General features: G+C 62.0%; 19 protein-coding genes. 6 read left to right on the plus strand and 13 right to left on the minus strand.

The window, feature by feature from the left end:
* Positions 1 to 224 precede the first annotated feature (224 nt).
* The 6 genes from AB8B20_RS09335 to purC all read right to left on the minus strand — a co-directional run bounded on the left by AB8B20_RS09335 (position 225) and on the right by purC (position 5,746).
* Positions 225 to 1,679 carry a GntP family permease gene (locus AB8B20_RS09335; protein WP_439072355.1) on the minus strand — a complete coding sequence of 485 codons (1,455 nt, stop codon included), beginning with the start codon at positions 1,677 to 1,679 and terminating at the stop codon, positions 225 to 227.
* 4 nt (positions 1,680 to 1,683) lie between these two features.
* On the minus strand, positions 1,684 to 2,703 hold the full coding sequence (locus AB8B20_RS09340; RefSeq protein ID WP_439072357.1) for a patatin-like phospholipase family protein: 1,020 nt from the start codon (positions 2,701 to 2,703) through the stop codon (positions 1,684 to 1,686).
* 342 nt (positions 2,704 to 3,045) lie between these two features.
* Complete coding sequence (locus tag AB8B20_RS09345) at positions 3,046 to 4,017, minus strand: tripartite tricarboxylate transporter substrate-binding protein (protein ID WP_439072358.1); 972 nt, start codon at positions 4,015 to 4,017, stop codon at positions 3,046 to 3,048.
* Positions 4,014 to 4,715 (minus strand): phosphoribosylformylglycinamidine synthase subunit PurQ, encoded by a 702-nt coding sequence (gene purQ, locus AB8B20_RS09350; RefSeq protein ID WP_093756489.1) that lies wholly within the window; start codon positions 4,713 to 4,715, stop codon positions 4,014 to 4,016. Before purQ ends, AB8B20_RS09345 begins: the two co-directional genes overlap by 4 nt.
* A 14-nt stretch (positions 4,716 to 4,729) precedes the next feature.
* Positions 4,730 to 4,969 (minus strand): phosphoribosylformylglycinamidine synthase subunit PurS, encoded by a 240-nt coding sequence (gene purS, locus AB8B20_RS09355; protein WP_089265033.1) that lies wholly within the window; start codon positions 4,967 to 4,969, stop codon positions 4,730 to 4,732.
* Positions 4,970 to 4,978: 9 nt separating this feature from the next.
* Positions 4,979 to 5,746 (minus strand): phosphoribosylaminoimidazolesuccinocarboxamide synthase, encoded by a 768-nt coding sequence (gene purC, locus AB8B20_RS09360; protein WP_170849540.1) that lies wholly within the window; start codon positions 5,744 to 5,746, stop codon positions 4,979 to 4,981.
* A 347-nt stretch (positions 5,747 to 6,093) separates the two neighbouring features.
* Here purC and AB8B20_RS09365 point away from each other — a divergent pair, with 347 nt between their 5' ends.
* The 3 genes from AB8B20_RS09365 (at position 6,094) to AB8B20_RS09375 (ending at position 10,176) form a co-directional block, all read left to right on the plus strand.
* A complete protein-coding gene (locus AB8B20_RS09365) occupies positions 6,094 to 6,417 on the plus strand; it encodes a DUF1476 domain-containing protein (RefSeq protein ID WP_089265035.1) in 324 nt (107 codons plus the stop codon).
* Positions 6,418 to 6,805: 388 nt separating this feature from the next.
* Complete coding sequence (locus AB8B20_RS09370) at positions 6,806 to 9,148, plus strand: TonB-dependent siderophore receptor (protein WP_439072359.1); 2,343 nt, start codon at positions 6,806 to 6,808, stop codon at positions 9,146 to 9,148.
* 2 nt (positions 9,149 to 9,150) lie between these two features.
* Positions 9,151 to 10,176 carry an extracellular solute-binding protein gene (locus tag AB8B20_RS09375; RefSeq protein WP_439072360.1) on the plus strand — a complete coding sequence of 342 codons (1,026 nt, stop codon included), beginning with the start codon at positions 9,151 to 9,153 and terminating at the stop codon, positions 10,174 to 10,176.
* Between the two features lie 219 nt (positions 10,177 to 10,395).
* Here AB8B20_RS09375 and AB8B20_RS09380 read toward each other — a convergent pair whose 3' ends face one another.
* On the minus strand, positions 10,396 to 11,418 hold the full coding sequence (locus AB8B20_RS09380; RefSeq protein WP_093756492.1) for an LLM class flavin-dependent oxidoreductase: 1,023 nt from the start codon (positions 11,416 to 11,418) through the stop codon (positions 10,396 to 10,398).
* Positions 11,419 to 11,689: 271 nt separating this feature from the next.
* Between AB8B20_RS09380 and AB8B20_RS09385 the strand changes: the two genes are divergently transcribed.
* On the plus strand, positions 11,690 to 13,714 hold the full coding sequence (locus AB8B20_RS09385) for a phospholipase D-like domain-containing protein (protein ID WP_439072361.1): 2,025 nt from the start codon (positions 11,690 to 11,692) through the stop codon (positions 13,712 to 13,714).
* 32 nt (positions 13,715 to 13,746) lie between these two features.
* Here AB8B20_RS09385 and AB8B20_RS09390 read toward each other — a convergent pair whose 3' ends face one another.
* Entirely contained in the window at positions 13,747 to 14,811 is a 1,065-nt protein-coding gene (locus AB8B20_RS09390; RefSeq protein ID WP_439072362.1) for an alpha/beta fold hydrolase, read from the minus strand.
* Between the two features lie 219 nt (positions 14,812 to 15,030).
* Here AB8B20_RS09390 and AB8B20_RS09395 point away from each other — a divergent pair, with 219 nt between their 5' ends.
* A complete protein-coding gene (locus AB8B20_RS09395) occupies positions 15,031 to 15,696 on the plus strand; it encodes a hypothetical protein (RefSeq protein WP_439072363.1) in 666 nt (221 codons plus the stop codon).
* 193 nt (positions 15,697 to 15,889) lie between these two features.
* On the opposite strand, the gene AB8B20_RS09400 is transcribed toward AB8B20_RS09395, so the two are convergent.
* The gene (locus tag AB8B20_RS09400) at positions 15,890 to 16,768 is read right to left on the minus strand and encodes an effector binding domain-containing protein (protein ID WP_439072364.1); all 879 of its coding nucleotides are present in this window, start codon (positions 16,766 to 16,768) and stop codon (positions 15,890 to 15,892) included.
* On the opposite strand from AB8B20_RS09400, the gene AB8B20_RS09405 reads away from it, so the two are divergent.
* The gene (locus AB8B20_RS09405) at positions 16,703 to 17,662 is read left to right on the plus strand and encodes a Shedu immune nuclease family protein (protein ID WP_439072365.1); all 960 of its coding nucleotides are present in this window, start codon (positions 16,703 to 16,705) and stop codon (positions 17,660 to 17,662) included. The two genes, AB8B20_RS09400 and AB8B20_RS09405, sit on opposite strands and share 66 nt — an antisense overlap.
* Before the next feature lie 114 nt (positions 17,663 to 17,776).
* Here the strand turns inward: AB8B20_RS09405 and cynS are convergent, their stop codons facing one another.
* The 4 genes from cynS to AB8B20_RS09425 form a co-directional block, all read right to left on the minus strand.
* Complete coding sequence (cynS, locus tag AB8B20_RS09410) at positions 17,777 to 18,265, minus strand: cyanase (RefSeq protein WP_089265045.1); 489 nt, start codon at positions 18,263 to 18,265, stop codon at positions 17,777 to 17,779.
* Positions 18,266 to 18,303: 38 nt separating this feature from the next.
* Complete coding sequence (locus tag AB8B20_RS09415; protein ID WP_439072366.1) at positions 18,304 to 19,194, minus strand: ABC transporter ATP-binding protein; 891 nt, start codon at positions 19,192 to 19,194, stop codon at positions 18,304 to 18,306.
* 201 nt (positions 19,195 to 19,395) lie between these two features.
* Entirely contained in the window at positions 19,396 to 20,235 is an 840-nt protein-coding gene (gene ntrB / locus AB8B20_RS09420; protein ID WP_439072368.1) for a nitrate ABC transporter permease, read from the minus strand.
* A 201-nt stretch (positions 20,236 to 20,436) separates the two neighbouring features.
* Positions 20,437 to 21,822 (minus strand): CmpA/NrtA family ABC transporter substrate-binding protein, encoded by a 1,386-nt coding sequence (locus tag AB8B20_RS09425; RefSeq protein WP_439072369.1) that lies wholly within the window; start codon positions 21,820 to 21,822, stop codon positions 20,437 to 20,439.
* Between the last annotated feature and the right edge of the window lie 65 nt (positions 21,823 to 21,887).

Raw genomic sequence — 21,887 nt, forward strand, 5'->3', positions numbered from 1 at the left:
TCAGTGCCCCGGTCAAATGCCTTCCGATCGCGAATCGTACAGGCGTTTGATTGCGATTGTATCAATTCGCCGCCGCTTCGCTTGCCCGATGTCTCGTTGACGCGGCGAGCGCGGCGAAAGTTCATTCGTAGCCGAGAAACGGCGCCGGACAAAGGTGGCTCACTGCCACACCCGGCACGTGGTCGACTACGAAATCTGGACAAAACGGCGGTTGGGGCCGGAGTTCAAAATGAGCCGAGTGCGGAGCCCATGGCAATCACGGCGGCAAGAGCGACAACCGAGCTCACGATGCCGACCATCACAATGTCGAAATAACTTTGGCGGTGTGTCAGGCCGCAGATCGCGAGCAGGCTGACGACCGCACCATTGTGAGGGAGAATATCCAGGGTGCCGGAGCCGATCACAGCTACGCGGTGCAGCAACCCGGGATCGATCCCTTCCCGCGTGGCAACGTCCATATAGGTCTGACCGAGTGCATCAAGCGCGATCGTCAGTCCGCCGGATGCCGAACCTGTCAACGCGGCGAGCAGGTTCGTGGAAACGGCCAACGACACCAGCGGCCCACCCTTAATGCCCAGCGCCCAGTCCCGCACCATGTCAAATGCAGGCAGCGCTGCGATGACAGCGCCAAAGCCAACGAGGCTCGCGACAGTCAGCGCTGGCAGTACGGACGCGTTGGCCCCGGCATCCATCGTCTGTCGCAGTGCAGGCAATCGCGTCCAGTTGCAGATGACGACTGTCGCGGTCGCGCCTGCGAGCGCGACGACAACGGACCACACGCCGGCAACGGCAGGTAGAGACGTGCTGCCCCAGCGCTGCTCGGCCAGGAAGGAGACATCAAGCCGGGGCAGGACAACGAGCGACATCACGAGATTGACGACGACAACGACAACCAGGGGAAGAACGGCATTGACGACAGGCACTTCCGCTTCGCTGCGATGCCCATGGGATATTTCGGCCGGATCGAATTCGCGCGCCGTCGTAGCACGCCCGCGCAAGCGCTCGTCATCGGCAGCGGCGCTGGTCGCGATCGACAATTCTTCGCCATAACCTTCATTCGCTTGTCGTGCCGCCTTCTCGGCGCGAAGCAACCACCACAGTCCAATACCCAGCATGATCAATGACGCGATCATGCCGAGGCCCGGCGCCACGAAGGGCGTGGTGCCAAAGAAGGGCATGGGTATCGCATTCTGAATCGATGGTGTGCCCGGCAAGGCTGACATGGTGAAAGTGGACGTTCCAAGAATGACCGTCGCGGGCACGAGGCGGCGCGGAATCCCCGCCGCGCGAAACAGCGACTGGGCCATCGGAACGATCACAAAAAATGCGACGAAAAGGCTGACGCCGCCATAGGTGACCAATGCCCCCGAGAGCACCACGGCGAGGATGACCCGGCGCTCGCCAAGGCGGCGGGTGATGAAGTTCGCGACCGCGGTGACCGCGCCGCTGTCGTCCATCAGCTTCCCGAATACGGCGCCGAGCAGAAAGATGGGAAAGAACTGAGCGAGAAACTGGGCTGCGCTGCCCATGAAGGTCTGCGTCCAATTGGCAAGCAATGGCTCTCTGCCAAAAGCCGACGCAACCAGTGCGGAGAGCGGAGCAAGCAGCAGAACACTCCACCCCCGGAAAGCCAGCCAGATGAGAAGACCAAGCCCGACGAGAATGCCGAGAAGCCCCATGACGTCAGCACTCCGCCAACAGGATGTCGAGATCGGCCGTCGAACGCTCGCCAAGATCGGCGCCATGCGCGTCGAGAAAGTCACCGGCCGCTTGCCGCCCCTCGTCGCGCAGCTTGGATAGGAAGGCCCATTCGGCGTTGAGCTTGGATGACGCAGCGAAAGTCGCGAGCAGATCGCTCTTGATCCGGTGCGTCTTCATTTGAGCCCAGCGGGCGCCCTCCCCGGTGCCGGGATCCGCCACCTGACGAAGCAGCGCAATCATCCGCAGCTCCTTTGCCAGCGGCGAGTTGAATGAAATTTCATTGAGACGATTGAGAATGTCCGCAGCCGTGCGCGGCTCCTCCAGTCGCTCGGTCGGATTGATCTGCACGACGATGGTGTCCTGCGCATCTGTCTCCCGAACAAGCGGCGTGATCGTGGGATTGCCTGCATAGCCCCCGTCCCAATAGGCTTCGCCTTCAATCTCGATCGCGCGGAACATCGTTGGCAGGCATGCCGACGCAAGCAGCACATCCGCGGTGATCTCGGCGTTACGGAAAATTCGCCCGCGACCTGTCCGTACCCGCGTGGCCGTTACGAAGAGCTTGATCGGCGCACCGGCAAGACGCTCGAAATCGATGCTCTCGGCCAGTATCTCGCGCAACGGATTGTAGCCGAGCGGATTGAGATCATAAGGCGACAGAACGCGCGACATCAGATCGGCGAAGAGATAGGCCGGAGAAGTGTCGAGCGACCAGCTTCCCATGAGGCGATCGAGGGGGGAGCGTTGAAACGGACTGAAGGCCGCGGCACGCGAGACGCGCCGCCAGTATTTGTCCAGAGCCTCGCGTGCTCCGTCGGCACCGCCGGCAGTCCAACCGTCTGCCAGAACGGCAGCATTCATCGCTCCTGCCGATGTTCCGGATATGCCGGCAATTTGCAGCCACGGCTCCTCAAGCAGCCGATCGAGGACACCCCACGTGAATGCGCCATGGGAGCCTCCGCCCTGGAGCGCCAAATCCACGAGTACCTGCCTTCGGTTCATGCAGCTTCTCCAACTGCCGAGACACGCTGGTAGCCAACCGTCGAGCACTTCAGAAACCACGCGCCGAATAGGCGTGGCCATCATAGACTTGGAAAGTCTGCTTCAGGTCGCTTTCGACCGAGCCCTGCGACCTCTGCGTGCTATTTGATGCTCACCTCGCGCCAAAAGCAACCTGCCGGGGCCTGGCCAGAAACATCGTGCTGGACCCGACAATCGCACGCGGCGACCTGCAGAAGGACCTTGGCAGAGGCAAATACCAGGCCGACGCTCCGTGAATGAGGCAATGGGCGGCGCTGAAAATTTGAGCCGTACCGAGATGGCACAGCTTCGAGCAAAGGACGATTACGGCGTCAGGAGCTTGTTGTATTTCGCCACATCGCGCGTCACCAGCTGCTGCAGCACCTCCGGTGCATGCTCATTGGCGTCGGGCGCCACGGTCGACAGATCCTGGAAACGCTTTTTCACCAGATCACTCTCAACCGACGCACGTGCTGCGGCATTCAGCTTGGCGATGATCTCAGGCGGAGTGCCCTTCGGCGCGAACAGGCCATTCCAGCCCTGCGCTTCGAAGTCGGGCAGCCCTGCTTCTGCCGAGGTCGGCAGATCGGGCAGCGTCGCCAGCCGCACGGTGGAGCCGACCACGATGCCCTTCACCAGCTTGTCGTCGATGGCCTGCGAGACAGAGGCTGCGGAATCGCAAACGCCGTCGATCTGGCCACCGATGGCATCGGTGAGCGCGGGCGCCGCGCCACGATAACCGACCAGCGTGACGTCGATGCCGGCGGCCTGCACGAAGCTCTTGCAGATCAGGTAATTCGAGGAGCCGATCCCGGCATGGCCGAGATTGACCTTGCCCGGATTGGCTTTGGCATAGGCGATGAAGCCCTTGAGATCGTCAGCCGGGAAATCCTTGCGCAGCGCCACGACGCCGAAGGTCTTGGCCACCATGCCGATGGAGGCAAAGGAGTCCGGCGTGAAAGACAGTTTTGGGTAGATCGTGTAGGTCGCCGCACTGGTGCCGGCATTGCCGATGGCGATGGTGTAGCCATCGGGCGCGGACCGCGCGGCACGGGCCAGCGCCGTGGAGCCGCCGGCGCCGACGACGTTCTCGATGATGATGGTCTGGCCCAGCGTCGCCGCCATCTGCTCGGCCACCGCACGCGCGATGACGTCCGACGTACCGCCGGCCGCGAAAGGCACGATCATGGTGATGGGGCGTTTGGGATAATCATCGGCAGATGCCGAGACGCTCGTCCCCAGCACGAGCGCAAGCGTTGCGGCGAGCTTCGACAGCCGCGCCACAGCGGCGATCACGCAGCGCGCTCCAGATGCTCGACAAGACCAGCAAACAGACCGCGGCCGTCGGTGCAGCCCATGATGTCTTCGACGTGATTTTCCGGATGCGGCATCATGCCGAGCACGTTGCCCTTCTCGCTGACGATTCCGGCAATCGACGCAGCAGCGCCGTTGATGTTGTGCAGATCGCCAACCTCGCCCGTCGGCGAACAATAACGATACAGCACGCGCCCATCGCCTTCGAGGCGCTTCAGCGTTTCGGCATCTGCTGTGTAGTTACCCTCGCCGTGGGCGATCGGCACACGGATCACCTGACCGGCATTGTAACCGCGGGTAAACGCCGTGTCGGAACGCTCGACGCGCAGATGCACATCGTGGCAGAGGAATTTCAGCTTGGCATTGCGCATCAGGATGCCCGGCAGCAGGCCGGACTCGCACAGGATCTGGAAGCCGTTGCAGACGCCCATCACCAGGCCGCCATCGGCCGCAAACTTCCGGACGGCGTCCATCACCGGCGAGCGTGCCGCGATGGCGCCGCAGCGCAGATAGTCACCGTACGAGAAGCCGCCGGGGACGACGACGAGATCGGTGCCCTTGGGCAGCGCGGTCTCGGCGTGCCAGACCATCGTGGACTCCTGCCCCGATGCCAGCTTGAGCGCCCGCGCCATGTCGCGTTCGCGGTTGATTCCGGGGAAGACGAGAACGGCGGATTTCATAGCGATAACCTGGCTCAGAGCACTTCGACGCGATAGTTTTCGATCACCGTATTCGCCAGCAGCTTGTCGGCCGCGGCCTTCAGCGCCTCTTCGGCTTTCGCCTTGTCGGCGCCGTTCAGTTCGATGTCGAACACTTTGCCCTGCCGCACAGAGGCAATGCCATCGACGCCGAGCGATTTCAGCGCGCCTTCGATGGCCTTGCCCTGCGGGTCAAGGATGCCGTTCTTCAGGGTAACAGTTACGCGGGCTTTCACGTGATATCCTCAGCTCTTGACCAGTACCGGGCCGGTGCCCATCGGGCGTTCGTTTTCGGAGAGAATGCCGAGACGCTTGGCGACCTCGGTATAGGCCTCCAGCACGCCGCCGAGATCCCTGCGGAAACGATCCTTGTCCAGCTTCTCGTTCGACTTGATATCCCACAGCCGGCATGAGTCGGGCGAGATCTCGTCGGCGACGATGATGCGCATCATGTCGTTTTCGAACAGGCGGCCGCATTCCATCTTGAAATCGACGAGACGGATGCCGATGCCCAGGAAAAGACCCGTGAGGAAGTCGTTGACGCGGATGGCCAGCGCCATGATGTCATCGATTTCCTGCGGGGTGGCCCAGCCGAACGCCGTGATGTGCTCTTCCGAGACCATCGGGTCGTTGAGCTGGTCGTTCTTGTAATAGAACTCGATGATCGAGCGCGGCAGCTGGGTGCCTTCCTCGATGCCGAGACGCTGCGACAGCGAGCCTGCCGCCACGTTACGCACCACGACTTCCAGCGGCACGATCTCGACTTCGCGAATCAGCTGCTCGCGCATGTTGAGCCGGCGGATGAAATGGGTCGGCACGCCGATGTCGTTCAGATGCTGGAACAGGTATTCCGAAATCCGGTTATTGAGGACGCCCTTGCCCTCGATCACCTGGTGTTTCTTGGCATTGAACGCGGTCGCGTCGTCCTTGAAGTGCTGAATCAGGGTACCGGGCTCCGGGCCTTCATACAGGACCTTGCCCTTGCCTTCATAAATGCGACGTCGACGGCTCATGGGGATGTACCGGGTGTTGTTGAAATCCATGGATGTGGTGTGCTCCGAATAACGGGATCGACCCACGACGGAGCTGCCGTGAAGGCCAGGAACGGGAAGAAACAGAACGAGAACCGAGCCTGCAGGCAACCTACCCGATCGGCCCTGCCAGTACAATCGACCCGGCCCGCCCAGCGGGGGTTTACCCCAACCTCGCGCAAGCCTGGTCCGATAAGCCTCGCCCGATACCGTCTTGCCTGCGACCTTGCGGCCGATTGTTCCAACGGTATCTCGACCTTATTTAAGCTCCGAACCGGCGTTTACAACGTCGTCCTGACCGCCCAACAACCCCGACGGGAACTTTAACCATGTCATCATTCGACAAGCGCGGCGAAGCCTTCGAGAACAAGTATGCGCTCGACGAAAGCCAGAAGTTCAAGGCCGAGGCCCGCCGCAACAAGCTGCTGGGCCTGTGGGTCGCCGAACAGCTCGGCAAATCCGGCGACGAGGCCGCCGCCTATGCCAAGGAAGTCGTCGCAGCCGATTTCGAGGAAGCCGGCGACGGCGACGTGGTGCGCAAGGTGCTCGCCGATCTCACCGCCAAGGGCATCGCGATCACCGAGCCGCAGCTCCGCGTGAAGATGGATCAGCTGACCGCTGAGGCCGTCGCGCAGGTGAAGGCGGGGATCTGAGGTCCACAGCTTCGAGTTGCAGCGAGACATCTCGCTGCAACTCACAACGTTTCATAGAGCCGCGCATCGTATGATGGCGCGGCTCTTGTCTTTTGAAACGTTCCAGCCTCGCAGAGCCTGACTCACGATTCCGACTTACGATCGGCAAATTCTGAAACAGAGGCGCACAGCGTGCCGATGACGGCTCGCATGCGCGTGCTACAAATTGCTCAAAATGCACGTTGATTGTTCAATCGTGTCGCGGCTCACCTTGCGACTGCATCACCGAAGACACACAGGCTCGCCAATCTCGTCGCTTTAGAGCGATTCAACCTCCCATTCGAAGTTTTCATTCAAAGCTACTGCTAGATCGCCTGCGCATGTTTCTCAAACGCGAAGGCGACACAAAGTGACGACGGACAACCATTGCAATCTCGACAGCAACGCACGCAGCATCTTCAGGGTGCGCCGCGCGTATTGGTTGATCGGCGCGACGTTCCTGCTCGGCGATTATGTGACCGGGGCCTCGATCGCCAATGCACAGACGAATACGACGCTGCCGCCGGTCACCGTCGAATCGCCCACACAAGCGCGCCGGCCCGCACGCGCTGCGAGCGCCACGCCGAGCCGCGCCCGAACGGTTGCTGCCCGGCGCAACGCCAATCCGCCGCCCGCCCCGCCGACACCGACCGAGCGCGCTATCGCTGCCGCTGCCGCTGCCGCCAAATATGAACAGATCCTCGGCTATCGTGCGATGCCCGATGCGACAACCCTGCGCGGCGCGACCTCGCCGCTCAACACGTCGCAGGTCGTCAACGTCGTGCCGCAGCAGGTGATCAGCGATCAGCGTCCGCGCAATCTCGATGACGCGCTGGTCAACATCTCCGGCATCACCCAGACCAATACGCTCGCCGGCACCCAGGACGCCGTAATCCGGCGCGGCTTCGGCGACAACCGCGACGGCTCGATCATGCGCAACGGCATGCCGCTGGTGCAGGGCCGCGCACTCACCGCCGCCGTCGAAAGCGTCGAGGTCCTGAAGGGACCGGCCTCGCTGCTCTACGGCATCATCGATCCAGGCGGCATCGTCAACACCATCAGCAAGCGGCCTGAACTCTACCAGCACGGCGAAGTGACGCTGGAAGGCGCGACCTACGGCTCGCGCAGCGGCGGCAATGCAACGATCGATATCACCGGCCCGATTGGCAAGGACGGCCTCGCCTATCGCTTCATCGGCTATGGCATCAACGAGGATTACTGGCGCAATTTTGGCACCCGCAAGGAGACGCTCTACGCACCGTCGCTTGCCTGGTATGGTGAGAACACCACGGTGCAGTTCAATTACGAGCACCGCGATTTTTACTCGCCATTCGACCGCGGCACGGCGCTCGATACCCGCACAATGAAGCCGCTGGCGATCCCGGCGACTCGCCGCATCGATGAGCCCTTCAATAGCATGTGGGGAACCTCCGACCTCACCCAGATTTCGGTCGATCACAAGATCAACGAAAACTGGAAGATCTATGCGGGCTACAGCTACAACGTCGAGACCTACAACGCCGCGCAGCTCCGCAACACAGCCGTCAATCCGGTCACCGGCGTCGCCACGCGCAGCAATGATGGCACCTACGGCGCACTGACGAACGCCAGCTATGGAACAGCCTACGTCTCCGGTAGCTTCTGGCTCGGCGGCCTGAAGAACGATGTACTGTTCGGCGGCGATGCGCAGCATCGCGTGATCTACCGTAAGGATCTGGAGAGGCAGGCAGTCGGGACGTTCAACGTCTACAACCCGGTTTATGGCACGATGCTGCCGGGTACGACCATCGTGGCCGCGGATAGCGATCAGACTGACAAGCTCGATACCCAAGGCCTGTTCTTCCAGGATACGCTGCACCTGACCAACCAGTTCTCGGTTGTCGGCGGCGTGCGCTACATTGACTACGCGCAGATCGCTGGCAAAGGCCGGCCGTTCGATACCAACACCAACCTCAGCGGCAACAAGGTGTTGCCGCTCGGCGGCGTGATCTACAAGATCACCGACGAACTCTCGACCTATGTCAGCTACACCCAGTCGCTGAAGCCGACATCGACGATCGCCAACTTCTCATCCACCAACCCCGACTACGTCATCACCGGGGGCGTGCAGCCTGAAGAAGGCACGCAGTGGGAAACGGGCCTGAAATACGACAACAAGCGGATTTCCGGCACCCTCGCCTTCTATGATATCGAAAAGAAGAACGTCCTCGTCGCGCAGCTCAACAGCACCACCAATGTCACCGAAGCAACGGCGGCGGGCAAGGTCCGCTCGCGCGGTATCGAGCTCGATGTCACCGGTCGGCTGTCCGACAACTGGAGCATGATCGGCAGCTATGGCTACACCGATGCACGCGTCACCGAAGACCCGGTCTATTTCGGTAAGCAGTTGCAGAATGTCGCGATGAACACCGCGTCGCTGTACTTGGTCTACGACTTCGGAACGCTGCTGCCCGGCCGCCTGCGGGTCGGCGCCGGCGCGCATTATGCCGGCGACCGCCCGGGCGATGCGCTCAACACCTTCGTGCTGCCGTCCTACACCGTCGCCGATACGTTCGCGACCTACGAAACAAAGTTTCAGAATCTGCCGGTGATCTATCAGTTCAACGTCAAGAACCTGTTCAACCAGGTCTACTATCCCTCAGCAGTAAGCGCTCCCAACATTGCGGTCGGCGATGCGCGGCGCTTCTCGCTGGCAGCGACGGTGAAGTTCTGAGGATGACCAAACCACGTCGCGCCACCGCAGGACTGATTGCGTTGGCTGCGACGTGGCTACTCTTCGGCACGGCCACAAGCCACGCCGAAGAAATCAATCTCTATTCGACGCGCGAACCGCAGCTGATCGAACCGGTCGTCGCATCCTTCACGGCGACGACCGGGATCACGGTCAGGCTCACTTATATCGAGGACAATCTCGTCAAGCGCATGAAGGTCGAGGGCGACGCCTCCCCCGCCGACGTGCTGATGACCATCGGTCTCGACAAGACCTCGCAATTCGCCGCGAATGATCTGTCGCAACCGACCACGTCTCCCCTGCTTGAGAAGGCAATCCCGCCGCAGCTGCGCGGCGCGGAGTGGATCAGCCTGTCGGTGCGCCCGCGCGTGGTCGTCGTACGCAATGACTCACCACTAAGCGCGATCCGTTATGAGGATCTCGCCGATCCCCGCTTTCGCGGCCAGCTCTGCATCCGCTCGCCGTTGCACCAAAACAATGTCGCGCTGATATCGGCCTATCTCGTGCATCACGGTGCCGATGCCACGGAGACGTGGCTCAAGGGTATCAAGGCCAATCTCGCGCATGCGCCGGAAGGCAAGGACAATGACGTCATCCGTCAGCTCGCGGAAGGTCGCTGCAGTATCGGCATCGCCAATACCGTGGCGCTGGCGCAACTGCGCGACGGCCGCGAAGGCGCGGAGTGGACGGCCTGGGCGAATAAAGTGAAGACGGTGCCGACGACATTCGCGACATCAGGCACGCATGTGAACCTCACCGGCGCGGCGCTGGCGAAACACGCGCCGCATAAGGCGGCCGCGGTGAAGTTCCTGGAATTTCTGGTGACACCGGCCGCGCAGAAACTCTATGCCGCGGCCGAACTGGAATATCCAGTCACATCAGATGCCGAGAGCGCGCCGCTGGTGGCGGCGATGGGAGCGTTTCCGAGCGATACGCTTGATATCGATGCGATCGCTGCGAACCAGAAGGCGGCGATTACACTGATCAGGAAGGTTGGGTTTGAGAAGTAGGCGCGCATGATGCGCCACCTCCGCCCACGCGTCATTCCGGGGCGCGTGCGTCTTCGCACGCGAACCCGGAATCCCGGCATGGCGGTCACCTCTCCGCCGCCCGGAATGTCGAGATGATGAACACGCGGGGATTCCCCGCCACTCCAATTGGAGTGGCTGAGGTTCGTGCTTGGCCGGCTTCGCCGGCAACGCACGCCCCGGAATGACAGTGTTTGTCGGCTACCGCCAGCCCATCCCCGGCGCCACGTGCTTCAAGATCGCCTCGATCACATGCGCGTTGTAATCGACGCCCAGCTGATTGGGCACCGTCAGCAGCAGCGTATCCGCCTCGGCGATCGCCTCGTCGCCCTTGAGCTGCTTGATCAGTGCATCCGGCTCTGCCGCAAAGCTGCGGCCGAAGATGGCGCGCTCGGTACCGTGGAGGTAGCCGACCTTGTCCTCGCCCTCGTTGCCCCGGCCGAAATAAGCGCGGTCGCGGTCGTCCACCAGCGCGAAGATGCTGCGGCTCACTGACACGCGAGGGTCACGCGTATGTCCCGCCGCCTTCCAGGCGTCGCGATAGAGCCGGATCTGCTCGGCCTGCTGCACATGAAACGGCTTGCCGCTCTCATCGATCTTCAGCGTCGACGACTGCAGGTTCATGCCCTGCTTGGCTGCCCATTCCGCCGTCGCATTGGTGGAGGCGCCCCACCAGATGCGTTCGCGCAGGCCTTCGCTATGCGGCTCGAGCCGCAGCAGGCCGGGCGGGTTCGGAAACATCGGATTGGGATTCGGCTGCGCAAAGCCCTTGCCCTGCAGCACATCGAGAAACACCTCGGTATGCCGCCGCGCCATGTCGGCGTCGGTCTGGCCCTCAGGGGGCGCGTAACCGAAATAGCGGTAGCCGTCGATCACCTGCTCCGGCGAGCCTCTGGAGATGCCGAGCTGCAGCCGTCCCCCCGCGATCAAGTCAGCGCTGCCGGCGTCCTCCGCCATATAGAGCGGGTTCTCGTAGCGCATGTCGATCACAGCGGTGCCGATCTCGATCTTCTTGGTGCGCGCGCCGACAGCGGCGAGCAGCGGAAACGGTGCGGCGAGCTGGCGCGCGAAATGATGCACCCGGAAATAGGCGCCGTCGGCGCCGAGCTCCTCGGCGGCGACGGCGAGATCGATGGACTGCAAGAGCGCATCGCCCGCCGAGCGCGTCTGTGATGAGGCCGACGGGGTCCAGTGGCCGAAGGAGAGAAAGCCGATGTTCTTCATGGGACGGATACTCGGGGTGGGTTTGCTGACCCCTATTTAGGCGTGAATGGCAGCAAGAAAAGGGAAACGATGGAAACGCATCGTTTCCGATGAGGCGATCATGTTCGCAGACTGCAGATCCGTGTCCACTTTCGCGCACCCCGGCACGACGTCACACAGCCCCTCGCCCGCACCCCTTAAGCGTGCATCCTGTCACAAATCTTCTATAGGTTGACCAAAATACGGCGTTGGGCGAGCATCAGCGTCACATCGAAAACGGGGGGACAGGGCCATGCGCGTCACGACGTCTGCCGGAGCTTTCGAAGCGAGCGCGATCGCGGGCACGCGCGCAATCATGATCGCCCTCAATTGCGACGAGGCAGCGTGCAAGGGGCTGCTGGGATTTGCGTTCCAGCGCGCCAGGGGCGCCGGCAGACCGGAATTCCTGCGATCGCTGAAAGTGTTCGAAGAGGTCGAGCCAGAGCCCGACACCGAGCACGGAGAGTATTTCACCGACAAATTTCCGATCCAGAGTTTCCTCTGGAGCGACTACACCGCGGAGCCCGGCACGACCTATCACTTCGAGGTCATCCCCGTATTTGGCGACCCGACCGCCCCCGAACTGCGCGACGCCGAAAAGCTCGCCTTCACCGTCACGACGGAGAAGGAGGACGATGGTCAACACGGCATCTGGTTCAACCGCGGCGCCATCGCCAGCCAGGCCTATGCGCGCAAGTTCAAGAACCACAAGCCGACCGAAGCGGAGATGGACAATCCGAAGGACGAGCACACGGTCTGGCTCTCGCGCGGCCTGCTGGAGGCCTGCCTGGACTATATCGACACGACGAAGAAGAGCGAGGCGCTGCGCGCCTGCATTTACGAATTCACTTACGCGCCCATCATCGAAGCGTTCAAGACCAAGATCGATGACGGCTTCGACGTCCGGCTGATCGTGCATGACGACAAGAAGGGCAAGAACCGCAAGGCGATGAAGGCCGCCGGCCTCGACGTCAAGGCGAAGCACAATGGCGAGCCGGTGGTGATCTGGCGCACGCGGCCGCCGATCCCGCACAACAAGTTCATCATCAAACTCGACGGCGACGCGCCGCAAGAAGTGTGGACCGGCTCGACCAACATCACGCCGTCCGGCTTCCTCGGCCAATCGAATGTCGGCCACCTCGTCCATGACAGCGACGTCGCCGAACAATACCTGAAATACTGGACGATCCTGAGCGACAACCCGACCGGCAAGCCGGCGAAGGAAGGCGTCGCGGAGATTTCGCCCTACCCGCCCGCCCTCGTGAAGCCGGGATCGCAGACCTGCATCTTCTCGCCGCGCCAGACGGCGTCAATGCTGAACTGGTATGCCGACCGGATGAGCGACGCCACCTCGTCGATCATGTTCACCGCCGCCTTCAACGTCGCCGCCGATTTCATCGAGCCGCTGGCGCGCGACCGCGACTTCCTGCGCTTCGTGCTCAAGGAAAAGCCGCCCACCGCCGACGAGCGCAAGGCACTCAAGGGTGACCGCGACCTGCAGATTTCCTTTGGCGCCGTGCTGGGCGCCGAGTTCAAGGTGGTCGACGGCAAGCTGGTCGCCAAGCGCAAGGTGAAGGAATTTCCGCTCGACCGCTGGTTTCTGAAGGAAGAGCTCACCCGCGACGAAGGCAATATCTTCTTCGTCCACACGAAATATCTGCTGATCGATCCCCTGAGCGACGATCCCCTGATCTGCACCGGCTCGGCGAATTTCTCGGAGGGATCGCTGACCACCAATGACGAGAACATGATCCTGATCCGCGGCTCGACCCGCGTGGCCGACATCTACATGACCGAGTTCGACCGCCTGTTCCGGCATTTCTATTTCCGCGATGTCGCCAATGACGTGGCCAGCAAGCGCAAGAAAGGCGAGAAGCCGGAAAAGGTGTTCCTCGATCCGGACGACCGATGGACGCAGAGCTATTTCAAGCCCGGCGGATTCAAGTCGCGGCGGCGCGAGATGTTCTTCTCGATCCCCGCGTCCAACTGGACCGTCAATGCCGCAACCCATAGCGATGACGAACCGGTGCGTCCGCCGAAAAAGAAGAAGGCAGCGAAGGCTGTAGCGAAGAAGGCGAAGACGAAGACAGCCAAGAAGAAAACAACGAAGAAGACGGCAAAGGCTGCGTCAGCCAAAAAAGCAAAAGCCAAGACAACCAAATCCAAGAAGGTCGCGAAGGCAAAGGTCAAAATAGCCAAGACCAAGACGACCAAGGCGAAGAAAGCCAAGACCAGCAAAGCCAAGACCAAAAAGTCAAAGGCCAAGTCGAAACGCTGAGCGGGGCAACACGCCGGAGCCCGCGCCCGGCGCTAGCTCAGCACGCCCGTCCCGTCGCGCGGCGCGCCGCCGCGGGTGGCGGCGGCCTTGATGCCCCAGTCGGCCATGAATTTCGGCCGCGGTCTGTCCTGCAGCATGAGCGCGCCGGCGACCACCGCGCGCGTCGGGATCGCATCACGGTCGATGGCACCTTCGAGGGTCATGGCAAGGTCGCGCGCGAAAACGCGGTTGCCGATGTGCCAGGAATGGGTGAAGTCGCCGAAGAAGGTGCTCTTCTTCGGATCGAGCGTGGCGAAATAGTCCCCGCAATTGACATTGGTGGCTTTCGAATGCGCATCCAGCGGCAGGCCGACGCGGCCCGCGCGCGGCGCGACGCCGAGCCGCTTGGCGTTGGAGGCCGCCAGCACGCTGTCATAGGGGTTCGAGTAGTTGGTCAGGCGCAGGATGCGCTTGAACATCGGCCCCGACCAGGAATCATTCACCGAGAGGCTCGACGACGCCACGTCGCCGGCGATGAAGGCGACCTGGCTGACGCGCCAGTTGCTCTTGAACAGCGCGCCGTCCTTCTCCGCCTGCACGAAGGCCTCCATGGCCACATAGGCGCCGGTGGAATGGCCGAGCAGATGGACATTGGTGACGCAGTCCTTCTCCTGCCCCTGCGCCAGCACGGTGATGCAATCGCTCACCAGCTTCACCGCCACTTCGGCGCCCTTGGAGCGATCCTGCCAATAGGCCAGCGTCTCGTTGTCGCTCGGCCAGTCGAAGCCGATGACGAGGCCCTTCCAGCCCTCGGCCTTGAGATCCTTCGCGAGCTGCCGCTGGCGCTTCATGATGATGTCGAGATCGTTGTTGTAGCCGTGGATGAAGACGAGGATGTCGCCGGCCACGCTGATCGAATTCTGGTTGGGATCGCCGTCAGCAATGTCGCGCACCTCCTTCACCCATTTGGCGAGATCGGTCTTGCTCGATGTCGCCATCGCCGGCGTCGGGATCGCCACATTGGTCGGCACCCGCAGATAGCGGATGGTGCCGACATTCTCGTTGAAGGCAGCGCCCGAGATGCCGCGCGCGGTGATCAGATAATCGACACCTGCCATGAAATCCCCCTGCCGTTCCCGCCGGGTTTCCTCCACATCGCGCCGACCCCTCTTTGTGAGCCAGGCACGATCGACGTGTGCCAGCCTATCGCGCAATCACAGGTGCAGCCAAGTGACCGGATGCGCGCCTCCTACGAAATCGGCGACGACGGACGGCGATGCACGGGACGTCGCACGCCCGGCTTGTGCAATTCCGGATTTAGGTATATATTCTTTGACATGACCCATCCTTTCTTCGGCCCCATCCTCCGCCTTCGCGTTACGCCCGATGAGCCCGAGGCGCCGGATGCCTTTGTGGGCGGCCCACGGGTGCGCGGCTCAAAGCGGCCGCATGGGGATGCCACATGCGCGCAGGTGCGCCGCCTGATCGAGACGACGGTGCTGACCTATGGCGAGATCGCGAAGCAGACCGGCGTCGGCCGCGCCTCGATCTGCCGTTGGACCCGCGACGGCGGCTGGCAGCGCCCGCTCTTCGCCCCCCGTGCCACCGACACCGTGCCCTCCGCCCGCGCCTCGCAGAAACTCAAGCTGCGCAAACTCGCCGAGCGGCTCCACGCGCTGGCGGAGCGCGCCGTGCGCGAGCTGGAAGCGCAGCCCGATGTCGACATCGACCGCCTGATGCAGGCGCTGCAGGTGCTGAAGATGGCGCGGCTGGAAGCCATGGGCCGCCGGCGCCCGCGCCGCCACATCGACATGCCCGCGCGCACCGGCCGCGAGATGATGGAGCGCGACGCTGCGATCCGCACCGCACTGAAGGAGATGCGCCGCGGCGGCGTCGATGTGACACAGATTCCGGACGACGCGATGGCGCTGCTGGAAGCCGCGCATACGCCGCCGGAGCGGGATCATCCGGCGCTGCGGCCAAGGGGGAGCAGGCGATATTAGCGCGCCATCATGCGCATGACTCCGTCATGCCTCCGCACTTCACCATGCATGAACCTCGCCGTTAGCCACCACTCTCTCCACGTCATCCCCGGGCTTGACCCGGGGATCCATCTTTGCGCCGAGCGCAGAAAGCAACGTGGATGGCCGGGTCACCTGGCCATGACGTGGAGAGGACGGAGCCTCACACGTCTCCTCACACCTCCACCGGCAAATAGAAATCGATCACCGCGCCCTTCTTGGTCGGCGCGAACTCGCTGTCATAGCGTTCGAAATCCGGCCGGTCGGCGACCGTGAGCCCGGAGGCCGGCACCAGCTCGCCCCAGATGGTCGCCATCGCGCGCTTGATCTGCGGATGCACCGCGCCGCCGTTCAGCACGATGCGAAACACCGCATAACTCGAAGCCGCGATACACTTTGCCGCAAAGCCCGCAGGCAACGCCGTATCGTCGTCTACGCCGACGCCGGCCATGTAATCGAAACTGCCTTCGGCACGGTCGACATTCCAGACCACGCCATAGGTGGTCCAGCTCGGCGCCTGCCCTTTGAACGGCAATGCGCCCATCAGCTTCGACCACAGTTGCGGAATCTGGGCCTTGGTCTCTTCATCGAACCGCGCCGAAGGACCTGCGACGGTGAAGGCGTCCAGTGCCACCAGGTCCGGCAAACGGGTGACAGAAACGGCGACGTCATCGGGCATGGTCATCGGATATTGTCCTTCGATGGGCGTGACACTGAAACCGCGCCGAAACCGCCCGGGCGCGACGCCGAACAGGCGGGCGAAGGCGCGGGTGAACGCCTCCTGCGAGTCGAAGCCGCAATCGAGTGCGAGATCGACCAGGCGCAGATCGGGATCGGCCGTCAGCCGCTGCGCCGCGCGCACAAGCCGGCGCCCGCGCACATGCGCCATCACGCCCCGCCCCATCGCGGCGGAGAACAGCCGCGAGAAATGATAGGGCGACAGCTTGGCGTAAGCGGCGATGATCTCGACGCTCAGGGGATCGTCGAGATGCTGCTCGATCCAGGCGAGGACAGAGACGACATCAGGCGCGCGGTGCGGCATTGGCTGGTTCATGCGGCGGGTATCGCATGGGCGGGTGAATTCACCTTTCGATCCGACGAATTCAACCGCCTGCTTGGCTTTCTTTCGCAAATTCAGTTCATCGACCTCTCGAATGAAGAGAATTTCCAAATCGAAGACATATCAACGAAGGCGGGACCGAAGGCAATTATCGATGCATCAGATCGAGGAATGGTTGAGCGCATCCGCAACATGACGGAGCAACAAAGAAACGCTCTCCTACATTCTCTGCACGACTCATTGACGCCGGAGGAGATCAATATCGTTCTTGGACGCAAACAAGGACTTAGTGAGTATGAGGAACACATGCGCCTACGAAACTGGAACGAGGCGCAATGGCAAGACTTCTTCGAACGAGAACAATGGGTGTTTGGCTACGGTCTAGACTACCGTGTAATGCGGCAATTTGGCCGTGAGATGACTGTTGGAAGCAGCGGTACTGATAATAAAGACAAACCTGTGATCGACTTCCTTATGAACTTCACTGATTACACCGTACTCGTCGAGATCAAGAGGCCAGACACGCCCATATTCAAGCCGAGCCGTGGCGGAAGAGCCGGAACATGGGAATTCAGCCCAGAATTCATTGGCGCCGTCTCGCAGATCGTCGAACAAAAAGCGGAATGGTTGTCATTCGCCCAATCTGGATCGCACTACGATAAGATGGGACACGAGACTCTCGCGACCCGGACGCGAAACGCAAAGAGCATCCTCGTGATCGGATCACGCGACGAATTTTCGGACTCTGACAATGCCCGAGACGCCAACATCAGACGCGATACGTTTGAACTGTTTCGACGAGAGAATCGCACCATAGATATCGTTACGTACGACGAACTTCTCGAACGCGCGAGATTCATCACTCGCGACCGACAAACTGCCACGTAGCTTTTGAGCGGGACACACGATTCTAGCGTATTCCGAATTTATCGGAGCACCCGAGCCCGGTATTGTTAAGGAGAAATGCGAAACATTACTCCTTAACAATAAGCTCGCTCGCCCCTACCCTTCCTTGAACCCATATTCCGGCACATTGCCCGACGCGCCGTAATACTTGTACGGCAGGAACTTGCCGGACATCGTGATCTGGACGCGGTCGCCCTTGGGGTTCGCGATGCGCTGCATCACCATGTCGAAATCGATCGCCGACATGATGCCGTCGCCGAATTCCTCCTCGATCAGCGCCTTCCAGGCCGGGCCGTTCACCATCACCATCTCGTAGAAGCGATAGATCAGCGGATCCTGCGGCGGCATCTGCACGTTTTCGGCGCGCATCGGGATCTCGTTGAGCATCGCAGTCTCGCTCTTCGAGAGGCCGAACAGCTCGCCGGCATTGGCCGCCTGCGGCTTGGTCAGCTTCATGTTGCCGAGAATGGCGCCGACGATCAGCACTTCGGAATAGCCGCCGATCTGCTCGCAGATATATTTCCAGGTCCATTCCTTCTCGCGCTTGATGTCGAGCAGCTTTTCGGTGAGGTCGGATCGCAGCATGATGGTTCTCCTTCGGTCGTGAGGCTTCGTTGACGCGGCTAGCGCGTCGCGCTGTGAAGAGACGGCATCGTTGGCGCCTCGGGGAATGCGGGCCTGACCACCGGCACGCGGCGCGGGTCGTGGTGCGGCGTGGCGGCGGTGAAGGTCTTGCTGCGCGTCACCAGGAAATCGATGATGTGGTTGCGCAGCGCGTAATATTGCGGGTGCTTGTGCAGATCGATGCGCGAGCGATCCCGCGGCAGCGGGTTCTCGACGATCTCCGCCAGCACGGCGCCGGGGCCGTTGGTCATCAGAAAAATCTTGTCGGCGAGATACATCGCCTCGTCGACGTCATGGGTGATCATGAAGGTGGTCTGGCCGGTCTCCAGCGTCACGCGCCGCACCTCGTCCTGCAGCGTCCCCCGTGTCAGCGCGTCGAGCGCCGAGAACGGCTCGTCCATCAGCATGATTTTCGGCGTGATCGACAGCGCGCGCGCGATGCCGACGCGCTGCTTCATGCCGCCGGACAGTTCCGACGGCCGCTTGTGCTCGGAGCCCGTGAGGCCGACCTTGTCGATATAGGTTTGCGCATGGGCGCGGACTTTCGCCTTGTCCCACTTGCGCCATTTCGACGACACGGCGTAGGCGATGTTGCCCATCACCGTCAGCCACGGCAGCAGCGCGTGGCTCTGGAAGATCACCGCGCGGTCGAGGCTGGTGCCGGAGATCGCCTGGCCGTCGACGATCACGGTGCCTTCACTGGGCTCATCGAGCCCGGCGAGGATGTTCAGCACCGTGGTCTTGCCGCAGCCGGAATGACCAATGATGCAGCCGAACTCGCCTGGTGGCATCGACAGCCAGAGATCCTCGAAGATCGTGGTGCCGCCGTTGCCTGATGACGCCGGATAGCGCTTGGCGATGCCCTCGATGGAAATGAATTTGGTGGTCATGACGATACTTTCAGCGACGCGCCACTCCTTCTCCCCGCTTGCGGGGAGAAGGTCGGGATGAGGGGGAGTCGCAGCGGGCTCGGAGCAAATGGAGAGCCCCCCTCACCCGCCCGGCTTCGCTGCGCTTCGCCCGGCGACCTCTCCCCGCAAGCGGGGAGAGGTAAGCAAGAGGCGCTCGTTAAGATTACAAATCGCATCGCATCACTCCGGAAACGTGACCATGCGGGTGAAGCGCGCTAATATCTGATCGAGCAGCATGCCGACGATCCCAATCAGCAGGATCGCGATAATCACATTTGTGATCGATAAATTATTCCATTCGTTCCAGACGAAGTAACCAATCCCCGTTCCGCCGACCAACATTTCAGCCGCAACGATCACCAGCCACGCGATGCCGATGGAAATGCGCATGCCGGTGAGGATCGTTGGCGCGGCCGCAGGAAGAATGACGGTGAAGGCGCGGCGGAAGGTGCCGACTTCCAGCGTGCGCGCGACATTGATCCACTCCTTGCGCACGGCGGCGACGCCGAAGGCGGTGTTGAGCAGCATCGGCCAGACCGAGCAGATGAAGATCACGAAGATCGCCGACAGGCTGGAGTCCTTGATCGTGTAGAGCGCGAGCGGCATCCAGGCGAGCGGCGAGATCGGCTTCAGCACCTGGATGAAGGGATCGAGCGCCTTGTTCATCAGCGGCGACATGCCGATCAGGAAGCCGAGCGGAATCGCGACGATCACGGCGATGAGATAGCCGAGCCCGACGCGGCCGATCGAATAGGCGAGCTGGATGCCGAGCCCCTTGTCGTTCGGCCCGTTGTCATAGAATGGCCGCTTGAGATGCTCCCACAGCTTGGCGCCGACATCGAGCGGCCCAGGCATCGCGGATTTGCCCGACGTCGCCGTGAGGCCCATCAGCTTGGCGTATTCCGGCGACATGGTGCCGACGCTCGCCGTTTGCCGCGTGGCGAGGTGCCACACGCCGATGAAGGCGAGGAAGATCGCGATGGAGACGACGGCAGCGCGGAAGCGAAGGGAAAAGGTCATTTCGTTATCTGGTTATCTCGTTATATCTCTCAACGTCGCCCCAAACTCAGCCTGTCATCCCCGCGAAGGCGGGGATCCATAGCCTCCGACTTTGTAACTTGAACGCAGCCCTCGTCGGCAGGCCGTCTCTCACCGAACGTGTGTATGGATCCCCGCCTTCGCGGGGATGACAAATAGAACGGCCGGCGCGTCACACTCACCTCACGTCGCCTTCCTGATCTTGAAGCTCGCGAGATACTCCTTCGGCTTTTCGGGATCGAAGGTCTTGCCCATCACCGCGAACGACTTGTAGCTCGTCGCCGGCGGGCTCAACCCCATCTCCTTCATCACCTTCGCCGTGTCGGTGGCGAGGTAGATCTGCTCAGCCACGCCCTTGTAGTCGACGTCGCCCTTGATCTGGCCCCAGCGCTGCATCTGGGTCATCATCCAGACCGCGAAGGACTGCCACGGGAACGGATCGAAATCGACGCGCTTCGCATCGGTCTTGATGCCGCCGAGGCCATCCGCATAGGTGCCGGTCAGCACCTGCTCCAGCACCACCGGCGGCGCGTTGAGATAGGCGGCCGGCGCGATGGCTTCGGCGATCGACTTGCGGTTCTCCGCCTTCGACGCATAGGCGGTCGCATCGACGATGGCGCGGGTCAGCGCGGCGAAGGAATTCGGCGACGTCGTGATGAACTCCTTGGACGCCGCGAACGAGCAGCAGGGATGACCGTCCCAGATTTCCTTCGACAGGATGTGCATGAAGCCGACGCCGTCATAGATGGCGCGCTGGCAGATATTGTCGGGCGCCAGGAAGCCGTCGATATTGTCGGCGCGCAGATTGGCGACCATTTCCGGCGGCGGCACCGAGCGGATCTGGATATCGGTGTCGGGATCGATGCCGTGTTCGGCGAGATAGTAGCGCAAGAGATAATTGTGCATCGAATAGTCGAAGGGCACCGCGAGCTTGAAGCCCTTCCAGTCCTTCGGATCGCGCTTGTCCTTGTGCTTCATGGCCAGCGTGATGCCCTGGCCGTTGATGTTCTCGATCGCCGGCACGGTATAGGGGATCGGCTGCGAGCCGAGGCCCAGCGAGATCGCGATCGGCATCGGCGCCAGCATATGCGCGGCGTCATATTCCTTGTTGATGGTCTTGTCGCGAATGACGGCCCAGCCGGCGGTCTTCACCACTTCGACATTGAGGCCCTGCTTTTTGTAGAACCCCAGCGGATCGGCCATGATGATCGGCGTCGCGCAGGTGATCGGGATGAAGCCGACCTTGAGATCGGTTTTTTCGAGCTTGCCCGCGCCCTGCGCGAACACCTCGGTCGCCGTCTTGATCGGGAAGAACTGCGACAGCGCCGCCAGCGCGCTGGACGCACCGACCGACTTCAGAAAGGCGCGGCGCGCGACGTCTTTCGGGAACACCGCGCGCATCACCGCCGAGGCGACAACACCCTCGTAGCGCTTGGCCTCGGTCTCGGGAATGTCGCAGCGGAGCTGCAGCGTGGCCTCATGCTCGGATTGGCTGGCGTGCTGGCCGCAGCTGCAGGCGCCGGCGCGCAAACGGCGGGCGGGATCGAACGGATTGTCGAATGTGGACATGTGACCTCCTCGGTGACGCTCCGGTCATTTACGCAAGGAGTGTGCCAGCCCGGCGCGCGCCGGAA

Origin of the sequence: Tardiphaga sp. 866_E4_N1_4 (genome assembly GCF_052076075.1) — a bacterium.
Lineage (GTDB): Bacteria > Pseudomonadota > Alphaproteobacteria > Rhizobiales > Xanthobacteraceae > Tardiphaga > Tardiphaga robiniae.